This is a genomic window from Corynebacterium timonense (genome assembly GCF_900105305.1).
Lineage (GTDB): Bacteria > Actinomycetota > Actinomycetes > Mycobacteriales > Mycobacteriaceae > Corynebacterium > Corynebacterium timonense.
Genome location: NZ_LT629765.1, coordinates 792,006 through 810,280 on the forward strand (window position 1 = coordinate 792,006; position 18,275 = coordinate 810,280).

18 protein-coding genes are annotated in these 18,275 nt (G+C 67.8%); 17 read left to right on the top strand and 1 reads right to left on the bottom strand.

Annotated features, from left to right (window positions below; genetic code table 11):
* The first annotated feature begins 30 nt into the window (after positions 1–30).
* The 17 genes from thrS (at position 31) to BLT81_RS03925 (ending at position 17,885) form a co-directional block, all read left to right on the top strand.
* On the top strand, positions 31–2,100 hold the full coding sequence (gene thrS / locus BLT81_RS03845; protein ID WP_019194507.1) for a threonine--tRNA ligase: 2,070 nt from the start codon (positions 31–33) through the stop codon (positions 2,098–2,100).
* A complete protein-coding gene (locus BLT81_RS03850) occupies positions 2,069–2,671 on the top strand; it encodes an ATP adenylyltransferase (RefSeq protein ID WP_231286647.1) in 603 nt (200 codons plus the stop codon). The genes thrS and BLT81_RS03850 overlap by 32 nt, the downstream gene beginning before the upstream one ends.
* Positions 2,664–3,299 (top strand): phosphatidylinositol phosphate synthase, encoded by a 636-nt coding sequence (gene pgsA / locus BLT81_RS03855; protein WP_019194509.1) that lies wholly within the window; start codon positions 2,664–2,666, stop codon positions 3,297–3,299. Before BLT81_RS03850 ends, pgsA begins: the two co-directional genes overlap by 8 nt.
* Positions 3,300–3,315: 16 nt before the next feature.
* Positions 3,316–4,230: a phosphatidylinositol mannoside acyltransferase gene (locus BLT81_RS03860; RefSeq protein WP_019194510.1), complete on the top strand. Its 915-nt coding sequence runs from the start codon at positions 3,316–3,318 to the stop codon at positions 4,228–4,230.
* Positions 4,231–4,237: 7 nt separating this feature from the next.
* Positions 4,238–5,329: a glycosyltransferase family 4 protein gene (locus BLT81_RS03865; RefSeq protein ID WP_019194511.1), complete on the top strand. Its 1,092-nt coding sequence runs from the start codon at positions 4,238–4,240 to the stop codon at positions 5,327–5,329.
* Positions 5,326–5,799: a hypothetical protein gene (locus BLT81_RS03870; protein WP_019194512.1), complete on the top strand. Its 474-nt coding sequence runs from the start codon at positions 5,326–5,328 to the stop codon at positions 5,797–5,799. Before BLT81_RS03865 ends, BLT81_RS03870 begins: the two co-directional genes overlap by 4 nt.
* An 81-nt stretch (positions 5,800–5,880) precedes the next feature.
* Positions 5,881–6,747, top strand: coding sequence for an acyl-CoA thioesterase (locus tag BLT81_RS03875; protein ID WP_019194513.1), 867 nt, complete (start codon positions 5,881–5,883; stop codon positions 6,745–6,747).
* 126 nt (positions 6,748–6,873) lie between these two features.
* The gene (locus BLT81_RS03880) at positions 6,874–7,629 is read left to right on the top strand and encodes a YebC/PmpR family DNA-binding transcriptional regulator (protein WP_019194514.1); all 756 of its coding nucleotides are present in this window, start codon (positions 6,874–6,876) and stop codon (positions 7,627–7,629) included.
* A 72-nt stretch (positions 7,630–7,701) separates the two neighbouring features.
* Positions 7,702–8,250: a crossover junction endodeoxyribonuclease RuvC gene (ruvC, locus tag BLT81_RS03885; RefSeq protein ID WP_019194515.1), complete on the top strand. Its 549-nt coding sequence runs from the start codon at positions 7,702–7,704 to the stop codon at positions 8,248–8,250.
* Positions 8,247–8,852, top strand: a complete 606-nt coding sequence (ruvA, locus tag BLT81_RS03890; RefSeq protein WP_019194516.1) for a Holliday junction branch migration protein RuvA — start codon at positions 8,247–8,249, stop codon at positions 8,850–8,852. The genes ruvC and ruvA overlap by 4 nt, the downstream gene beginning before the upstream one ends.
* A 10-nt stretch (positions 8,853–8,862) precedes the next feature.
* Positions 8,863–9,930 (top strand): Holliday junction branch migration DNA helicase RuvB, encoded by a 1,068-nt coding sequence (gene ruvB, locus BLT81_RS03895; protein ID WP_019194517.1) that lies wholly within the window; start codon positions 8,863–8,865, stop codon positions 9,928–9,930.
* Between the two features lie 21 nt (positions 9,931–9,951).
* Complete coding sequence (gene yajC / locus BLT81_RS03900) at positions 9,952–10,221, top strand: preprotein translocase subunit YajC (RefSeq protein ID WP_019194518.1); 270 nt, start codon at positions 9,952–9,954, stop codon at positions 10,219–10,221.
* Between the two features lie 195 nt (positions 10,222–10,416).
* Positions 10,417–12,171: a protein translocase subunit SecD gene (gene secD / locus BLT81_RS03905; protein ID WP_019194519.1), complete on the top strand. Its 1,755-nt coding sequence runs from the start codon at positions 10,417–10,419 to the stop codon at positions 12,169–12,171.
* 2 nt (positions 12,172–12,173) lie between these two features.
* Positions 12,174–13,316 (top strand): protein translocase subunit SecF, encoded by a 1,143-nt coding sequence (secF, locus tag BLT81_RS03910; RefSeq protein WP_019194520.1) that lies wholly within the window; start codon positions 12,174–12,176, stop codon positions 13,314–13,316.
* A 63-nt stretch (positions 13,317–13,379) separates the two neighbouring features.
* Entirely contained in the window at positions 13,380–14,984 is a 1,605-nt protein-coding gene (locus BLT81_RS03915; protein ID WP_019194521.1) for an ABC transporter substrate-binding protein, read from the top strand.
* A gap of 25 nt (positions 14,985–15,009) precedes the next feature.
* A complete protein-coding gene (locus tag BLT81_RS03920) occupies positions 15,010–15,573 on the top strand; it encodes an adenine phosphoribosyltransferase (protein WP_019194522.1) in 564 nt (187 codons plus the stop codon).
* A gap of 35 nt (positions 15,574–15,608) precedes the next feature.
* Entirely contained in the window at positions 15,609–17,885 is a 2,277-nt protein-coding gene (locus BLT81_RS03925; protein WP_040421554.1) for a RelA/SpoT family protein, read from the top strand.
* 55 nt (positions 17,886–17,940) lie between these two features.
* Here BLT81_RS03925 and BLT81_RS03930 read toward each other — a convergent pair whose 3' ends face one another.
* Positions 17,941–18,270 carry a hypothetical protein gene (locus tag BLT81_RS03930; protein ID WP_019194524.1) on the bottom strand — a complete coding sequence of 110 codons (330 nt, stop codon included), beginning with the start codon at positions 18,268–18,270 and terminating at the stop codon, positions 17,941–17,943.
* Positions 18,271–18,275: the final 5 nt, after the last annotated feature.

An 18,275-nucleotide genomic window follows, 5' to 3' on the forward strand; every position in this document is an offset into this window, starting at 1 on the left:
GCACACCGCGAGCGCAAAGGAGCGCCCTTCATGGCCAGCGAGGCAGCCGCAGTACCCGTCGTCCAGTACGAACCCTTCGACGTCCCCGCCGGCACCGCGGTCGGGGCGGCGATGCGCGACCTGAACCTTCCCAACAAGGGCCCCGATGCCGTCGTCGCTGTCCAGGATTCCGAGGGCAACCTCAAAGACCTCTCTCACACCCCCGACACTGCCGCGACGTTTCTGCCGGTTGCGGCGTCGAGCGAACTGGGCCGCTCCGTGATCCGCCACTCCTGCGCCCACGTGCTCGCCCAGGCTGTGCAGGCCGAGTTCCCCGGCACGAAGCTCGGTATCGGTCCTGCTATTAACGACGGCTTCTACTACGACTTCGACGTCGCCGAGCCGTTTACCCCAGAGGACCTCAAGGCCCTGGAGAAGCGGATGAAGAAGATCATCAAGCAGGGCCAGAAGTTCGTTCGCGGGGTCTACGATTCCCCCGAACAGGCGGCCGAGGAGCTCAAGGACGAGCCGTACAAGCTCGAGCTCATCCAGGACAAGGGCAACGTCGACCCCAACTCGGACGAGGCGACCGAGGTCGGCGCGGGCGAGCTGACCCACTACGACAACGTCAACCCCCGGACAGGCGAGGTGGAGTGGAGCGACCTGTGCCGCGGCCCGCACGTGCCCACCACCAAGTACATCCCGGCCTTCGCGCTTACCCGCTCGTCGGCAGCCTACTGGCGCGGCGACCAGAACAACGCCGGCCTGCAGCGCATCTACGGCACCGCGTGGGAGTCTGCGGAAAAGCTCGACGAGTACATGACCATGATCGCCGAGGCGGAAAAGCGCGACCACCGCCGCCTCGGCAACGAGCTGGACCTGTTCTCCTTCCCCGACGAGATCGGCTCGGGCCTGCCGGTCTTCCACCCGAACGGGGCGACGGTGCGCATGGCTATGGAGGAGCACTCCCGCGCCCGCCACATCGAGGCCGGCTACTCCTTCGTGTCCACCCCGCACGTCACCAAGGGCGAGCTCTTCGAAAAGTCGGGCCACCTGGACTGGTACGCCGAGGGCATGTTCCCGGCGATGAAGCTCGACGGTGAGGTCGACGACGACGGCCACGTGACCAAACAGGCCGTGGACTACTACGTCAAGCCGATGAACTGCCCGATGCACAACCTCATCTTCGACTCCCGCGGGCGCTCCTACCGTGAGCTACCGTTGCGCCTGTTCGAGTTCGGCACCGTCTACCGCTACGAAAAGTCCGGGGTGGTCCACGGCCTGACCCGCGCCCGCGGCTTCACACAGGACGACGCCCACATTTACTGCACCGAGGACCAGCTGGAAGACGAGCTGACCCGCGTGCTTGAGTTCGTGATCTCGCTGCTGCAGGACTACGGCCTCGACGATTTCTACCTCGAGCTGTCCACGAAGGACCCGGAGAAGTACATCGGCGACGACGAGATCTGGGAGCGCTCCACGAATATCCTGCAGTCCGTGGCGGAGAAGTCGGGCCTCGAGCTCGTCCCCGACCCCGCCGGCGCCGCCTTCTACGGCCCGAAGATCTCTGTGCAGGCGCGCGACGCGATCGGCCGCACGTGGCAGATGTCCACGGTGCAGCTCGACTTCAACTTGCCCGAGCGCTTCGACCTCGAGTACACGGCGCCCGACGGCACGAAGAAGCGCCCGGTGATGATCCACCGCGCGCTCTTCGGCTCCATCGAGCGCTTCTTCGGCGTGCTCCTCGAGCACTACGCCGGCGCCTTCCCAGCGTGGCTCGCCCCGAAGCAGGTTGTGGGCATCCCGGTCGCCGACGACTTCGCCCCGCACCTAGACAAGGTCTGCGCCGAGCTGCGCGCCCGCGGCCTGCGCGCGGAGGTGGACTCGTCGGACGACCGCATGCAGAAGAAGATCCGCACCCACACCACCGGCAAGATCCCCTTCATGCTGCTTGCTGGGGCCCGCGACGTCGAGGCCGACGCGGTGAGTTTCCGTTTCCTCGACGGCTCCCAGATCAACGGGGTGCCCGTCGCCGAGGCCATCGAGCTTATCGACGCCTGGGTGCGCGACAAGGTCAACGATCAGCCAAGTGAGGAAAGCTGTGCAGCCCGCCGCGGATAACGGACGCTACGTCGACAGCGGGGTGGGGGAGCCGGACCGCCTCCAGCGGCTCTGGGCCCCCTACCGGCAGAGCTATATCGCCTCGACGCCGGGTGATGACGTCGATAAGCCAACCGACCCTTTCCTTGAAGCCCCGCAGCGGAGCGACGAGGACGGGCTGATCGTCGCCCGGGGCGAGGTCGTCTACGCCCTGTTGAACCTGTTTCCGTACAACTCGGGCCACCTCATGGTGGTGCCCTACCGAAAGGTCGCGCAGCTCGAGGACCTGACGGAGCCGGAGACGGCGGAGCTCATGGTCTTTGCCAAGCGCGCCGTGAGGACTCTCAAGCGTGTCTCGCGCCCGGAGGCGATCAACGTGGGCCTCAACTTGGGCAAGGCCTCGGGCGGCTCGGTGGGCGACCACCTCCACCTCCACGTCGTGCCGCGGTGGGCGGGTGACTCGAACTTTATGACGGTGCTCGGCGAAACGAAGGTGCTGCCGCAGCTGCTGCGGCAGACCCGGGAGCTTCTGGCGGAGGGCTGGGCCGAGGTCGAGCGGGAGGAGAACAACGAGGTGTCGGGCGATGCTTAGCGTCTACGGCAGGAAGCCGGCCTCCGTCGTCGTCGAACCGGTGGCGAAGGCGTTCCTGCGTATCGGGTTGACGCCGAACATGACCACCCTCATTGGCACGGCCGCGGCGGTGGCGGCCTCGGTGGTGCTCATCCCGCTCGGGCACCTCATCCCGGCGGCGCTCGTGTGCATTTTTTTCGCGGCGTTTGACATGGTGGACGGGACGATGGCGCGCCTGCGCGGTGGGGGAACAGCCTACGGGGCGACCCTCGATGCGAGCTGCGACCGCATCACCGACGGCGCGCTGTTTGGGGCGATCGTCATGTGGATGGTCTACGTCGACGGCGCCGCGTCGCTCAACGTCGCTGTCGCGCTGGCGGTGCTCGTGCTGTCGCAGGTGATCAGCTACATCAAGGCGCGCGGCGAGGCGGGCGGCCTGCGTATCGTCGGCGGGCTCATCGAACGCGCCGAACGGCTCATCGTCGCGGTGGTGGGCCTCATCCTGGAGGGGGCGGGGGTGCCGTACGCGCTCGAGGGGGCGCTGTGGCTTCTCCTAGTAGGCTCGGCGATTACTGTTGTCCAGCGTCTGCGCCTCGCCGCGAACGACGAGGACGCAGCGAAGACGATCGCCGCTCCGGCGGGAACCTAAGGAAGGGGAGAAGCTCGTGGACGTGACAGAACGCGCGGCAACCCTCGGCTACCTCGCTGGGTGGAAGGTTGTCGGTGCCCTCCCGGACTCGCTCACCGTGGGGCTTTTCACTGCCGGAGCCGACCGCGCCTCGGACGACGGGCGCGGGATGGACATGCTGCGGCGCAACCTTAGCAGGGTCGTGGGCCCGGAGAACGTCACGCGCGAGCTGGTGCGTGATTCGATGCGCTCCTATGCGCGCTACTGGCGCGAGGCGTTTCGTCTGCCGCGCCTTGCGGGGGACCCGCAGGTGTTGGAGACGATCACCCGTGGCGTGTCCGGCCGTCCCTTTCTTGATGCGGCCCTCGAGCGCGGCCGCGGAGCCATCCTCGCGCTGCCGCACTCGGGCAACTGGGACATGGCGGGGATGTGGCTGGTGCAGCACTACGGCACTTTCGCCACCGTTGCCGAGCGGCTGCGCCCCGAGGTGCTCTACGAGGCGTTCGTGGACTACCGGGAGTCCCTCGGCTTCGAGGTGCTGCCTCTCACCGGTGGGGACCACCCCTACGCGAGGCTTGCGGAGGTGCTGCGTGGGAACGGCATCGTGTGCCTGATGGGGGAGCGCGATCTGACCCCGCGCGGCGTGCCCGTCACTTTCTTTGGCGAGAGCACCACTATGCCCGCGGGCCCCGCGAAGCTCGCGGTGGACACGGGCGCGGCGCTGTTCGCGGTGCATTCCTGGTTTGAGGGCACGGATGAGCAGCCAGCGTGGGGCCTGAAGGCTGACCCCGAGCTGGAGGTGACCACGGTGGAGGAGACGACGCAGCGGCTCGCCGACAGGTTCGCCGCGAACATCGCCGAGCACCCGGCCGATTGGCACATGTTGCAGCCGATGTGGCCCTCGGACCGTCAGTACCGGCCCTTCCGACGCCCGGTGCCGTGGCGGAGGTGAGCCCTTCGTGCGTATTGGTCTCGTCTGCCCGTATTCCTTCGACGAACCGGGCGGGGTTCAGGTCCACATCCTTGACCTAGCGGGCGTGCTGCGCTCCCGCGGCCACCATGTTGAGGTCCTGGGCCCGGCCTCGGAGGGGGTCGCGCTGCCGGAGTGGGTCACCCGCGGCGGCGCGGCCTTTCCGGTGCGCTACAACGGCTCCGTTGCCCGGCTGTCCATCGGCCCGCGGGTGCGGCAGATCACGCGCCGCTTCATCGCCGACGGCGACTTCGACGTGCTGCACATTCACGAGCCGAACGCCCCAAGCTACTCGCTGGCGGCGCTCATGATGGCCTCGGGCCCGATCGTGGCCACGTACCACGCCTCCGCGTCCTCCTCGCTCGTGCTGCGCGCCGCGTTGCCAACGCTGCGCATCGGGCTGGACAAGATCCGCGGCGGGATTGCGGTCAGCGAAATGGCGCGGCGCTGGCAGGTTGAGCAGGTGGGCACCGACCCCGTGCTCATTCCGAACGGGGTGGACACCCAGCGCTTCGCGCGGGCGCGGGGGCAGCGCAATTCCACCTCGGACGTCGAGATGGTTTTTTTGGGCCGCCTCGACGAGCCCCGCAAAGGCCTCGATATCTTCCTCGCCGCCCTCGCGGCGGTGGGGCGCCCGGTGCGCGTCACGGTCATCGGCGGGGGCAGCCCGCGGGCGGTGCCGGGCGTGGAGTTTGTCGGCCGGGTCTCCGACGACGAGAAGGCCCGCATCCTCGGCCGCGCCGACATCTACGTCGCTCCGAACACGGGCGGCGAGTCCTTCGGCATCGTGCTCGTGGAGGCGATGGCGGCCGGGTGCGCTGTCGTCGCCAGCGACCTCGAGGCTTTCGCCGCGGTCTGTGACGCCGAGGCGGAGCAGCCGGCCGGCGCGCTCTTCCCGGTCGGGGACTCGGCGAGGCTTGCGGAGCAGCTCCGCGTGCTTATCGACGACCCAGCGTTGCGCAACCGGCTTATCGACTCCGGGATCGTCCGCTCCCGCCTCTATGACTGGGAGAGCGTGGCGACTCGGATTGAGACGGTCTACGAGACCGTCTCGTGCGGCGAGAAGGTGACCGCCTCGTGAGTGAACCGGTGTCCCTCGCGCTGTGGGTGCTGGTCGCGGTCGCGGTGACCGCGGCCGTGGTGTGGGCGACGATCACCGCCCAGCGCCTCGACCGCCTGCACATCCGCGTGGACCGCTCGCGCGACGCCCTGCAGGCCGCTCTGGATCGGCGCCTCGCCGTCGTGGTCGCGCACGACCCGCAGCTCGCGCACGAGGCGCGGAGGGTGGAAGCCATCCCGTTGCGCCCTCGGGATTTTTCCGCGCGCATCGACGCGGAGGAGCGCTTCCGTGCGCGGGTGGACGCTACCGCGGGCGGCTATCCCCGCGACGACAGCGACGCGAACACGCGGGTGCTGCTCGCGGTGCGCTTTTACAACGACGCGGTGGCCGATACTCGTGCTTTACGGCTACGTCCCCTCGTGCGTGTGCTGCGCCTGGGGGGGACGGCGCCTCTGCCGGTCTACTGCGACCTGCGCGAGATCTCCGCCTAGTCTCCGAGTCTCCGGCTAGTCTCCGAGTCTCCGCCTAGTCTCGGCTGGCCAGCGCGCCGCGGGGCGCTAATGTTGACGGTTATGAGTACACCGGCGATCCAAGCAGTCCTCGACCTCGAGCGCATTGACAAGAACATCTACCGCGGGAGGGCTATGCACTCGACCGTGTTTGTCCGCACCTTCGGCGGCCACGTCGCGGGCCAGGCCCTCGTGGCGGCGACCCGCACGGTCGACGAAGCCATGCGGGTGCATTCCCTGCATGGGTACTTCCTGCGCGCGGGCGACGCGAACTCGGAGACCATCTATCGGGTCTCTCGTCCCCGCGATGGCCGCAGCTTTGCCACCCGCACCGTCGAGGCGGTGCAGGAGGGCGAGGTGATCTTCTCCATGCAGGCCAGCTTCCACGTCACCACCGACACCGGACCCGACCACCAGGACCCGATGCGCCAGGTGCCGCGGCCGGACGAGGTCGACCCCGAGATTGCCCGCACGGTCCAGCGCTTCCAGGGGCTGTCCTCCGAGTGGTCGGATTGGGACTTCCGCCTTGTTCCCCAAGATCAGTTCGAGCACGATAAGAATGCCTCTGGCCAGCAGCTCGTCTGGTTTAAGTCCAAGGTGCCGCTGCCCGACGACGACACCTTCCACGTGTGCACCCTGGCGTACATGTCGGATATGACGCTGCTCTACACCGCGATGATTCCGCATCCAGACCATAAGGTGCAGCTCGCCTCCCTCGACCACGCCATCTGGTTCTTGCGCCCCTTCCGCGCCGATGACTGGCTTCTTTACGACCAGTCCACGCCCTCGGCTCACCATGGCCGCGGTCTGACGCAGGGCAAGATCTACGACTCCGAGGGCAACCTGGTCGCCGTGTGCATGCAGGAGGGGCTCACCCGTGACCTGCGCGAGGGGGCCAGCTCGGTACCCCGGGCGCAGACGGAGGGCTAACCGCGGCTCGCCTGCCCCACCGCGCGCCACCGCTGCGTCGTCGCTGGTACGGCCATGCGTATACTGGACCACCGTTAATGAGGCCCGTCGGAGGGCGTGAGGTTTGAGGGAAAGGGGAGACAACGTATGGCAGGCCACTCAAAGTGGGCGACCACCAAGCACAAGAAGGCTGCTAACGACGCAAAGCGCGCCAAGATGTTCGCCAAGATGATTAAGGACATCGAGGTCGCGGCTCGCTCGGGTGGCGGTGACCCGGCCGGCAACCCGACCCTGGAGACGATGATCGCGAAGGCGAAGCGCGCCTCCGTGCCCAACGACAACATCGAGCGCGCCCGCAAGCGCGGCTCCGGTGAGGAGGCGGGCGGTGCGAACTGGGAATCGGTGACGTACGAGGGCTATGGCGCCAACGGCGTCGCCGTGCTCATCGAGTGCCTGACCGACAACCGCAACCGCGCCGCCACCGAGGTCCGCACCGCGATGTCGAAAAACGGCGGCAACCTCGGCGAATCTGGCTCCGTTGCCTACATGTTTAGCCGCGTCGGCGTGGTCACCGTGAAGAAGGGCGAGCTGACGGAGGACGACGTCCTCGCGGCCGTTCTCGAAGCAGGGGCCGAGGAGGTCAACGATCGCGGTCAGGAGTTCGAGGTTGTCTGCGCGCCGACCGACCTGCACGCGGTGCGCGACGCGCTGAAGAGCGAGGGGATCGAGGTCGAGGACGCCGACCAGGACTTCCGCGCGTCCGTTGAGGTCGAGCTCGACGTCGACGGCGCGAAGAAGATGGAGCGGCTTATCGACGCCCTCGAGGACTCCGACGACGTTCAGAACGTGTACACGAACATGAGCATCTCCGACGAGGTCGCCGCCCAGCTTGACGAGGACTAGTCCTCCCCAGCGGCACCCTGTGGTAGAACAGGTGTGTCAGAATAATCGGCTGCGGCCAGGAGGGGCATGTGCATGGATCTGGAAGGCTTGCGGGTGATGGGCATTGACCCCGGCCTGACCCGCTGTGGACTGTCTGTTGTCCAGGCGGGCAGGGGGCGCCAGGTCCTCCCCGTCGCGGTCGGCGTCGCTCGCACGCCGGCCGGTTCTGAGCTGGCCGAGCGTCTGCTGCGGCTGTCGCGGGCGGTGAAGGAGTGGATCGATGACTACCAGCCCGATGTCATTGCGATGGAGCGGATCTTCGAGCGCGGCAATGTTTCCACCGTCATGCACACGGCCCACGCCGTGGGCGTCATGATTCTGGCCGCGGCCGAGCGCGACATCCCCGTGCACATGTACACGCCCTCTGAGGTCAAGAAGGCGATCTCCGGCAACGGCCGCGCCGACAAGAAACAGATGACCACCATGATCACCCGCATCCTGGCGCTCGGGGAGCCGCCGAAGCCCGCGGACGCCGCCGACGCGCTCGCGATCGCGGTGTGCCATTGCTGGCGCGCCCCGCTCATCGCGCGCGGCGCCGCGCTCTCGGCACCCACCACTCGGTCAGGAGTGAGCGTCCGATGATTGACTCGCTCAACGGAGAAGTCCTTGACGTCGGCCTCGACCACGCCGTCATCGAATGCGCCGGGGTGGGCTACCGCTTCCTCGCGGCGCCGCCGACGCTCGCGGGGCTCACCCGCGGCGAGTCTCGGAGGGTGCTCACGTCGATGGTGGTCAAGGACGACGGCGTGACCCTCTACGGATTCACCGACACCGCCGCTCGCGAGCTGTTCCACACGTTGCAGGCCGTCAGCGGCCTAGGCCCGAAGCTCGCGCTGGCGTGCCTGTCCGTCTTCGAGCCGGCGGAGCTCGCCCGCCTCATCGCCGGGGGCGAGGCGAAGGCGATCCAGTCGATCCCGGGGGTGGGAAAAAAGATGGCCGAGCGCATGGTCCTCGAGCTGAAGGACAAGGTCGCGGGCTACGCTCCGCAGCCGGATACCCAGGTCGCGGCTCCCGCGGAGGCGGGGTCGAGCGTTGTCGTGGAGCAGGTCGTCGAGGCGCTGGTCGGGCTCGGCTTTACGGAGCGTGCGGCACGGCCGGTCGTGGAGAAGCATGCGGCGGAGGCGCCCGAGACGGCGTCGTCAAGCGTGCTGCGCGCGGCGCTGAGTGAGTTGGGCAAGCGGTAGGGTGTAGCGCATGTCGGACGTCGAGAAGACTGAATTTTCCCTCCCTGAGCCCCGCGAGCATTCGCTTATCGACGCCACAGCGACTGCCGAGGAGCGGGACGTCGAAAAGTCCCTGCGACCGAAGTCGATCACGGAGTTCATCGGGCAGCCGAAGGTGCGCGAGCAGCTCAACCTGGTGCTGGCGGGGGCCCGGCGGCGGCAAGTGACCCCCGACCACATCCTGCTGTCGGGCCCGCCCGGGCTGGGGAAGACGACGATGGCGATGATCATCGCCCAGGAGCTCGGCACGTCGCTGCGCATGACGTCGGGCCCTGCTTTGGAGCGGGCCGGCGACCTGGCGGCGATGCTGTCGAACCTCATGGAGGGCGACGTGCTCTTCATCGACGAGATCCACCGCATCGCCCGGCCCGCCGAAGAAATGCTGTACATGGCGATGGAGGATTTCCGCATCGACGTCATCGTGGGCAAGGGGCCCGGGGCCACGTCGATCCCGCTGGAAATCCCCCCGTTTACCCTCGTCGGCGCGACGACGCGCGCCGGAATGCTGACGGGCCCGCTGCGTGATCGTTTCGGGTTCACCGCGCAGATGGAGTTTTACGAGGTCTCCGACCTCACGCGCGTGATCACGCGCGCCGCGGGCATCCTGGGGGTGTCAATCGACCAGGACGCGGCGGTCGAGATCGCTTCGCGTTCGCGGGGCACTCCGCGCATTGCCAACCGGCTGCTGCGGCGCGTGCGTGACTGGGCGGACGTCAACGGTGACGGGGTCGTCGACCTCGCCGCCGCCCGCGCGGCACTCGAAGTGTTTGACGTCGACGAGCTCGGGCTGGACCGGCTCGACCGGGCCGTGCTCGATTCGCTGATTCGCGGCCATGGCGGCGGGCCGGTGGGGGTGAACACCCTAGCGATTGCCGTGGGGGAGGAACCCGCCACGGTGGAAGAGGTGTGCGAGCCCTACCTCGTGCGCGCGGGGCTGATGTCTCGGACCGGTCGCGGGCGCGTGGCCACGGCGGCGGCGTGGCAGCACGTCGGCCTGGCGCCCCCGCCGGAGGCACCCGGTCAGCTGAACCTGCTCTAACAGCTGCAATAATGAGTAGCCATGAGTGGGCTTCTTATCCTTGTGCTGATCGTGGTTTTTATGTTGCCGTCGCTGTTGCTCATGCGGAAGCAGCGGGCGCAGCAAGCGGAGGTTGCCCAGCTGCGGGCGAGCCTTGCCGAAGGCGACGCGGTCATCACCATCGGCGGTGTGCACGGCACGATCGTCGCGGCGGACGAGTCGGTCCTGGGCCTCGAGGTCGCGCCCGGCACGGTGATCACCGTGGAGCGCACCAGCGTGGCCCAACGCGCAGCCCGTCCTGAGGACGTTTAGCGCGGGCGAAGCGTGTCGGCGGGGTGCGGTACCGTAGCATGACGCGTTGTGTTCACCCGGCCGCTGTCAGCCCACGGGCGGGAATGCATGTATCGACGGCAGGAATGATGTAGAGGAGAGACCTTAGTGTCCGCACGATCTCGGCGCTCCGGTGGGGGCAATGCGAACACGTCACGGACGTGGCCAGCGAAGGCGATGGGCCTATTCGCGCTGATTGTCGTCCTTGTGTATTCGCTCGTGTTTTTCACAGGAGACAACTCAGCCACCCCGAAGCTCGGCATTGACCTGCAGGGCGGGACCCGCGTCACGCTCGTCCCGCAGGGCGAGGAGCCGACGCGGGAGCAGCTGGAAGAGGCCCGAAACATCATCGAAAACCGCGTCAACGGCATGGGTGTGAGCGGCGCCTCCGTCGTCGTCGACGGCAACACGCTGGTGATTGAAGCCGCGGGCGACGACACCTCGGCCGTGCGAACGCTCGGCCAGACCTCGCAGCTGGCCTTCCGGCCGGTGCTTTCGGGGATGGTGCCGGACCCCGCGCGCCTAGGCGATGTCCTTCAGGGCATGGCGAACTCGTGGGTGGAATACGACGTGATCTCCGTGGAGTCCGCGCAGGAGGTGCTCGACCTGGCGAGTAGCCAGCTCGAGGGCGAGAATAATCTGACGGTCACCGCGGAGTCGATCGACGAGCCCGACGGGCCGGTCGAGGCGTCGGACAGGCGCCAGGCGACGACCGAGATGCTGCGCGAGACGCGCCAGTCGGAGGACCCGACGGAACAGGCCGCCGCCATGGCGCTGATGTCCGGCCTGTGCCAGGAGCAGAGCGTCGACCCGCTGGCAGGCACCGACGTGGAGGACAAGCCGCTGGTGGCGTGCGACTCCACAGCCGGCCAGCCGCTGTTGCTGGGCCCGGTGCCGCTGCTGAACGGGCAGAGTGAACCGGACGGCCAGCGCCTGACCGGCGAGCAGATTGATACCTCTCGCCCCATCACCGGCGGCCTGAACCCCCAGACCAGCCAGATGGAGATCAGCTTCGCGTTCAGCCAGGACGGCGAGTCCAACGGTTCCCAGACGTGGGCGCAGCTGACCAGCGAGATGATCGGCCAGCGTATCGCCATCACCCTCGACTCCCAGGTCATCTCGGCGCCGGTGATCCAGGGCGCCACCCCGCCCGGCTCCGCGACCTCGATTACGGGTAACTTCACCCAGGAGGAGGCCGAGAGCCTGGCGAACAACCTGCGCTACGGTGCGCTGCCGCTTTCCTTCGCTGGCGAGGACGGCGAGCCCGGAGGAACCGCGATGACGGTCCCGCCTTCGCTCGGCCTGGCCTCCTTGCAGGCCGGCCTGTACGCCGGCTTGGCCGGGCTCGCGCTCGTGGCCGTCTTCGTTTTCGCCTACTACCGTCTGTTCGGCCTGATCTCGCTGGTGACGCTCGTCGCCGCCGGAGCTCTCGTCTACGGCTCGCTGGTGCTCCTGGGTCGCTGGATCGACTACTCGCTCGACCTGGCCGGCATCGCCGGTTTGATCATCGGTATCGGCACGACCGCCGACTCCTTCGTGGTCATCTACGAGCGCATTAAGGACGAGCTGCGTACGGGCAAGACCTTCCGCTCCGCCACGGCCCGCGGTTGGGAGCGAGCGAAGGAAACGGTGGTCACGGGTAATATGGTGACACTCATCGGTGCCGTTGTCGTGTACATCCTCGCGGTCGGGGAGGTCAAGGGCTTCGCCTTCACGATGGGCCTGACCACGGTCTTCGACCTGGTGGTTACCTTCCTGGTCACGGCCCCGCTCATGATCCTGGCGTCGCGGCGACCGTTCTGGGCGCGTCCCGCGGTCAACGGTATGACGAAGATATACAAGCTTGTCGACGACGAACGCGCCGCGCGGACGTCGGACAGCGCCAACCGCGACGCGGTGGCTGTTGCCTCCGCCGACCCTGAGGAGAAGTAGAGATGAGCACCGCTAACGCAACCCGCACGACCCGCCGCTCCCGCTTCGACAGGCTGTACACCGGAGACGGTGCCATCGACTTCGTTGGCCGTTCCAAGCTGTGGTACACCATCACCCTCGTCCTGCTTGTCATCTCGATCGCCGCGATGCTTCTGCGCGGGTTCAACCTTGGTATCGACTTTGAGGGCGGCACGAAGATCAGCATGCCGGCGGGTGATCTCGTCGCGGAGGAGGTCGAGCAGACCTTCGTCGAGGCGACGGGGGTGACCCCCGAACTGACCCAGATCGTCGGCGCCGGCGACTCGCGCGTGCTGGAGATCAACTCGGAGCACCTGAGCCAGGAGCAGATCGATAACGCGCGCCAGGAGATCTACGACCAGCACCAGCCCGCTGACTCGGAGGGCAACGTGACCCCCGACGCGATTGGTGATTCGACGGTGTCCGAGTCCTGGGGCTCGACGATCACGAACCGCATGCTGCTTGCCATGGGTGTGTTCTTCCTCGCGGCCGCGGTGTACGTGGCCGTCCGCTTGCAGCGCGACATGGCGCTGGCGGCGATGGGCGCGCTCATCGCCGACGGTGTGATCATCCTCGGCATCTACGCGCTGTTTGGGCTCGAGATCACCCCGGCCATGATCATCGGTTTGCTCACGGTGCTCACCTTCTCCCTCTACGACACGGTCATCGTCTTCGACAAGGTGCGCGAGAACACCACGGGCTTGCTCGATTCCCGCCGCTCCACGTACGCCGAGCAGACGAACCTGGCGGTCAACCAGACGCTCATGCGCTCGATTTCCACGTCGGTGATTTCGGCGCTGCCGATTATTGCGCTCATGATCGTCGCCGTGTGGCTGATGGGCGTGGGCACGCTGCGCGACCTCGCACTGATTCAGCTCATTGGCGTCATCGAGGGCGTCATCTCCTCGCTCTTCCTTGCCTCCTCGCTGCTGGTAACTTTTGTGAACCGGCGCCGCGCGTACCGCGAGCACAACCGCGAGGTGGAGGCCTACCGAGCGGGCGAGCTCGACGACGCGGCGGCAGGCGAGGGCGCGGCATCGTCGTCGCGCCGCACGGTGGAGGCCCCGGTCGCCCCGTCGGGGCCGACGAGTCAGCCTACGGCGTCGTGGAGGCCTGGCGCGCGTTAGGGGAGCGGCCGCTCCCCGCACGGAGCACCCCATAACCCCCGACTCGCGGAAAGGACGGTCTCGATGAATCCCATTCGCGCAGTGCTCGCCGCGGTCGCGGTGGGCGCGCTCGTGGCGTCGCTGGGCCAGACTGGAACACGCACCGATGGCGGCGCCGACGCGGCGGCCTTCGGCTACCAGCTCGGCAGCGACGTGACCACCACCAACGCCGGCACCATGGAGGGCGCGTCGCAGCTCGCGCACGCACTGTCGAGCAGGCTGTACCCGGGTGTTTTCGTGCCTGGGCCAAGCGGCCAGATGATTCCCAATACCGATCTGGCGACGACGCAAGTTCTGCCCGGTGCGCAGCGTCAGGTGGTCTACACCCTGGCGGAGGACGCCACGTTTTCCGACGGGACGCCGGTGACGTGCACCGACTACCTGCTTGCTTTTAAGGCGGGCCAGATGCCGGAGCTGTTCGGCTCGCACATGCCGCTGTTTTCTGAGGTGGAGGAGCTCCAGTGCGCGCCCGGGAGCAAGGAGTTTACGGTGGTGTTCGCTGAGGGGGGCGGCGCGCGATGGCGCGGTCTGTTCGGCGCGGGGACCGTCGTGCCGGCGCACGCCGTGGCACAGCGCGCGGGCATCTCCCCCCAGGACCTGGGTGACGTGCTCGCCAGCGACGACGTCGAGCGCCTGCGCCCCGTGGCGAGCGCCTGGCGCGACGGGTTTTCTCTGGATCACTTCGACCCCTCCATGCAGGTGTCGTTCGGCCCCTACATGATCGATTCCGTCGGCCCGTCCGGGGAGGTCGAGCTGGTGGCCAACGACGAGTACCCCGGCGACGCCCCGCGCACCCCGCAGCTCGTGGTGTGGCCCGCCAGCGCGGACCCGCAGGCGATGCAGCAGGCGGGTGTGCTGCGCGTCGCGGAGCTTACGGAACCTGACCCGGAGTGGATCGACGTGGACGCGGAGGGCAACCCCTACGACGTGACCACCCTGCCCGGAGAACTCACGGACTCCCTGACGTTCTCCTCGGCCGGCCCGTGGGCGGAGCTCGGCACCAGGCGGGCGTTCTCAGCGTGCGTGGACCAGCAGGCGGCCGCCCAGGCATCGAGCCAGGCGTCAGGCGTCGAGGTAGCGGCCCACGGGGTGCACCTTGTGTCCGGCAGCGACCCCCTGGCGCGGCGCTTCGGCGATATCGTCGGCCCGCACATGGAGGTGAACTTGGACGCCGCCCGCGCGGCGGACGGCATGGAGGTGCGCGTGGGCTACGCCGGCACCGCCCCGCGTTCTGCGGCGATGATCGACGCGCTGCGCGCCTCGTGCGAGCAGGCGGGGGTGCGCGTCGTGGACGCAGGCGGCGGTAAGACGCTGCGCGACCTGACGCACATGGAGGTCTCAGAGAGCGGCGAGGAGGTCGTCGTCGACGGCAGCATCGACGTGCTGCTGCGCCCTGTCGACTCTTACACCGAGTACCCGGGGGCGGCGCCGCGGGCCCAGGATCTTCCGGCGCTTCGCGGCCAGGAGCGGGCGGCGTGGGACGCGTTGGATTCCCTTCCGCTGGCGGTCCAGCCTCGTGCGTTCGCAGTTGACAGGAATGTCGGTAACGTAGTCGTGTACACGGGCACCGCCGGGCTTGGTTGGAACATGGACCGCTGGCAGGTCGCTGAGGCCGCGAACACCCCGTAAGCTCCAGCTCAAAGTGAGGACCCCCTTGACAGATTCAGCGAAACAGCAGAGGTACGCGTCCGCCGCGCAGGCGCTGGCGGACAAGATCCGGCGTGTGCCGGACTTCCCTGAAGAAGGCGTCGTTTTTGAGGACCTCACGCCGGTGCTGGCGGACGGAGCAGCGCTGTCGGCCGTCATTAAGCAGCTTGCGGACGCGAGCCGCGATCTCGGCGCCGACATGATCGGCGGCCTCGACGCGCGCGGTTTCCTCCTCGGCTCGGCGGTCGCCTACGACCTCGGTGTGGGCATTTTGGCGATCCGCAAGCGCGGTAAGCTCCCGCCGCCGGTGATCACCCAGGAATACACCACCGAGTACAGCTCCGCCGCGCTCGAGATCCCGGCCGAAGGGGTCGAGCTCGCGGGGCGCAAGGTTGTGCTTGTCGACGACGTCCTGGCCACCGGGGGAACGCTCGTCGCGGCAACGGACCTCATCGAGAGGGCAGGTGGTAGCGTCGTGGGATACGTAGTTGTCCTCGAAGTCGACGGGCTCGGGGGGCGCGACCGGCTCGCCGGCGCACCCCTCGTCGTCCTCGCGAACGAAGGGGAGTAGCTGCAGCGGCAACAGGCGAGAAAGAGGTGCACGCTATGGCTAGTGAGAAGGCGCCGAGGCGCACCGGAGCCAGCATGCGCAGCGTGTCAGCTCGCCTTGCGCGCTCGCTGACGGGCGGGCGGGCCAAGACGAACCCGGTGCTCGACCCGCTGCTGGCTATCCACCGCACGTACCACCCCAAGGCGGACGCCGAGCTGCTCGGCCGCGCCTACGCCACGGCCGAGCGCCTCCACGAGGGGGTTTACCGCAAGTCCGGCGACCCCTACATCACCCACCCGTTGGCGGTGGCGACGATCTGCGGGGAGATCGGCATGGACACCACCACGCTCGTGGCGGCGCTGCTGCACGACACGGTAGAGGACACCGAGTATTCGGTCGACGACCTCACGCGCGACTTCGGCCCCGAGGTGGCGCGCCTGGTCAACGGCGTGACCAAGCTGGACAAGGTCGCCCTCGGCGCGGCCGCGGAGGCGGAAACGATCCGCAAGATGATCGTGGCTATGGCCGAGGACCCCCGCGTGCTGGTGATCAAGGTGGCCGACCGCCTCCACAACATGCGCACGATGCGCTTTTTGCCCCCGGAAAAGCAGGCGAAGAAGGCCCGCGAGACCCTCGACGTCATCGCTCCGCTGGCGCACCGCCTGGGCATGGCATCGGTGAAGTGGGAGCTCGAGGACCTCGCGTTCGCCATCTTGTACCCGAAAAAGTACGAGGAGATCGTGCGGCTGGTGGCGGACCACGCCCCCTCGCGTGACCGGGCGCTCAAGGAGATCATGGGCCAGCTCAAGGCGGAGCTGAAGGCCAACAACATTCAGGCCGAGGTGATGGGCCGCCCGAAACACTACTGGTCGATCTACCAGAAGATGGTGGTGCGCGGCCACGAGTTCAACGAAATTTTCGACCTCGTGGGCCTGCGCGTGCTGGTCGACAACGTGCACGACTGCTACGCCGCGATCGGGGTGGTTCACGCGCTGTATTCGGCCCTGCCTGGGCGGTTCAAGGACTACATCTCCAACCCCCGCTTCGGCGTGTACCAGTCGCTGCACACGACGGTGATGACGGAAAGCGGACGCGCCCTCGAGGTGCAGGTGCGCACGCACGAAATGCACTACAACGCCGAGTTTGGCGTCGCTGCGCACTGGCGCTACAAGGAGACGAAGGGCTCGCACAAGGGCGACCAGGCCGAGGTGGACCAGATGGCGTGGATGCGCCAGCTGCTCGACTGGCAAAAAGAGGCGGCCGACCCGAACGAGTTCCTCGACTCCTTGCGCTACGACCTGACAAGCCAGCAGATCTTCGCCTTCACCCCGAAGGGCGGGGTGGTGAACCTCCCGGCGGGCTCCACGCCGGTCGACTTCGCGTACGCCGTCCACACGGAGGTGGGCCACCGCTGCATCGGCGCGAAGGTCAACGGCAAGCTTGTCGCCTTGGAGTCGAAGCTGACGTCCGGCGACAAGGTGGAGATCTTCACCTCGAAGGACGAGAACGCTGGCCCCTCGCGCGATTGGCAAGACTTCGTGGTCTCGCCCAGGGCGCGCACGAAGATCCGCCAGTGGTTTGCTAAGGAGCGCCGCGAGGAGCACCTCGAGGCGGGCCGCGACGCGCTCGCCGCCGAGGTCCAGCGCGGCGGCCTGCCGATGCACCGGCTGTTCACCTCCGAGTCGATGCGCCAGGTGGCCACCCAGCTGCACTACCCAGACGTCGACGCGCTCTACACGGCGATCGGCGCGGGCAACGTCTCCGCGCAGCACGTGGCGAAGCTGCTCACGGACCTCTTCGGCGACGAGGGCGACGCCGTCGACGCGCTGGCGGCGCGCACGCCCCTGTCGAAGCTGGTCACGGCGGTCCCGCGCGATTCCACGACGGGGGTGCTCGTGGAAGGCAGCCCCGACGTCATGGCCAAGCTGGCGAAGTGCTGCCAGCCGGTGCCGGGCGACGAGATCTTCGGCTTTGTCACACGCGGCGGGGGAGTGTCGGTGCACCGCTCCGACTGCACCAACGCGGCCAAGCTGAAGGAGGAGCCCGAGAGGCTTGTCGACGTCTCCTGGGCCAGCTCCACATCCGCCGGCGGCGCCACCATCGCGACGCTGCACGTTGAGGCGCTGGACAGGCAGGGCCTGCTGGCCGAGCTGACGGGCGTTCTGTCCGAGCAGAAGCTGCCGATCGTCTCCTTAAGCTCGCAGATCAGCGACGACTACATCGCGGATATGCGCTTTACCGTGGGGGTGTCAGACACGAAGCAGCTCGGGGCTCTCATGAACCAGGTGCGCAACATCGAGGGCGTCTTCGACGTGTACCGCGTCACGGCCTAGCACACAACGAAAAGGCCGCCGGCTGTGAGCCGGCGGCCAGGACGTTCCCCGCGGGTTAGGCCTTCGGGAAGACGTTCGGCATGTACTTTGCGACGAAGCCGAACAGCGCGCCGAGGACGCTGATGACGGCGGTGGCGACGCCGAGCCACTTCGTGATGGTGTCGGCCTTTTCTTTGGAATTCAGATTCTGGAAGTCTGCGGAGGAGCCGAAGCCGTCGGAGGAGCCGGGCTCCTTCGACGGGGTGGTGGCCGGCGGGGTGGTGGTCGGCGTGGTGCTGGTGGCCGGCGGGGTGGTGCCCTCGTCAGCGTGGGCCGGGGCGACGACGCCGGCGGTGGCGATGGAGGCGGCGGCAGCGGCCGCGAGGAAACCCTTACGAAGTTTCATTGAAT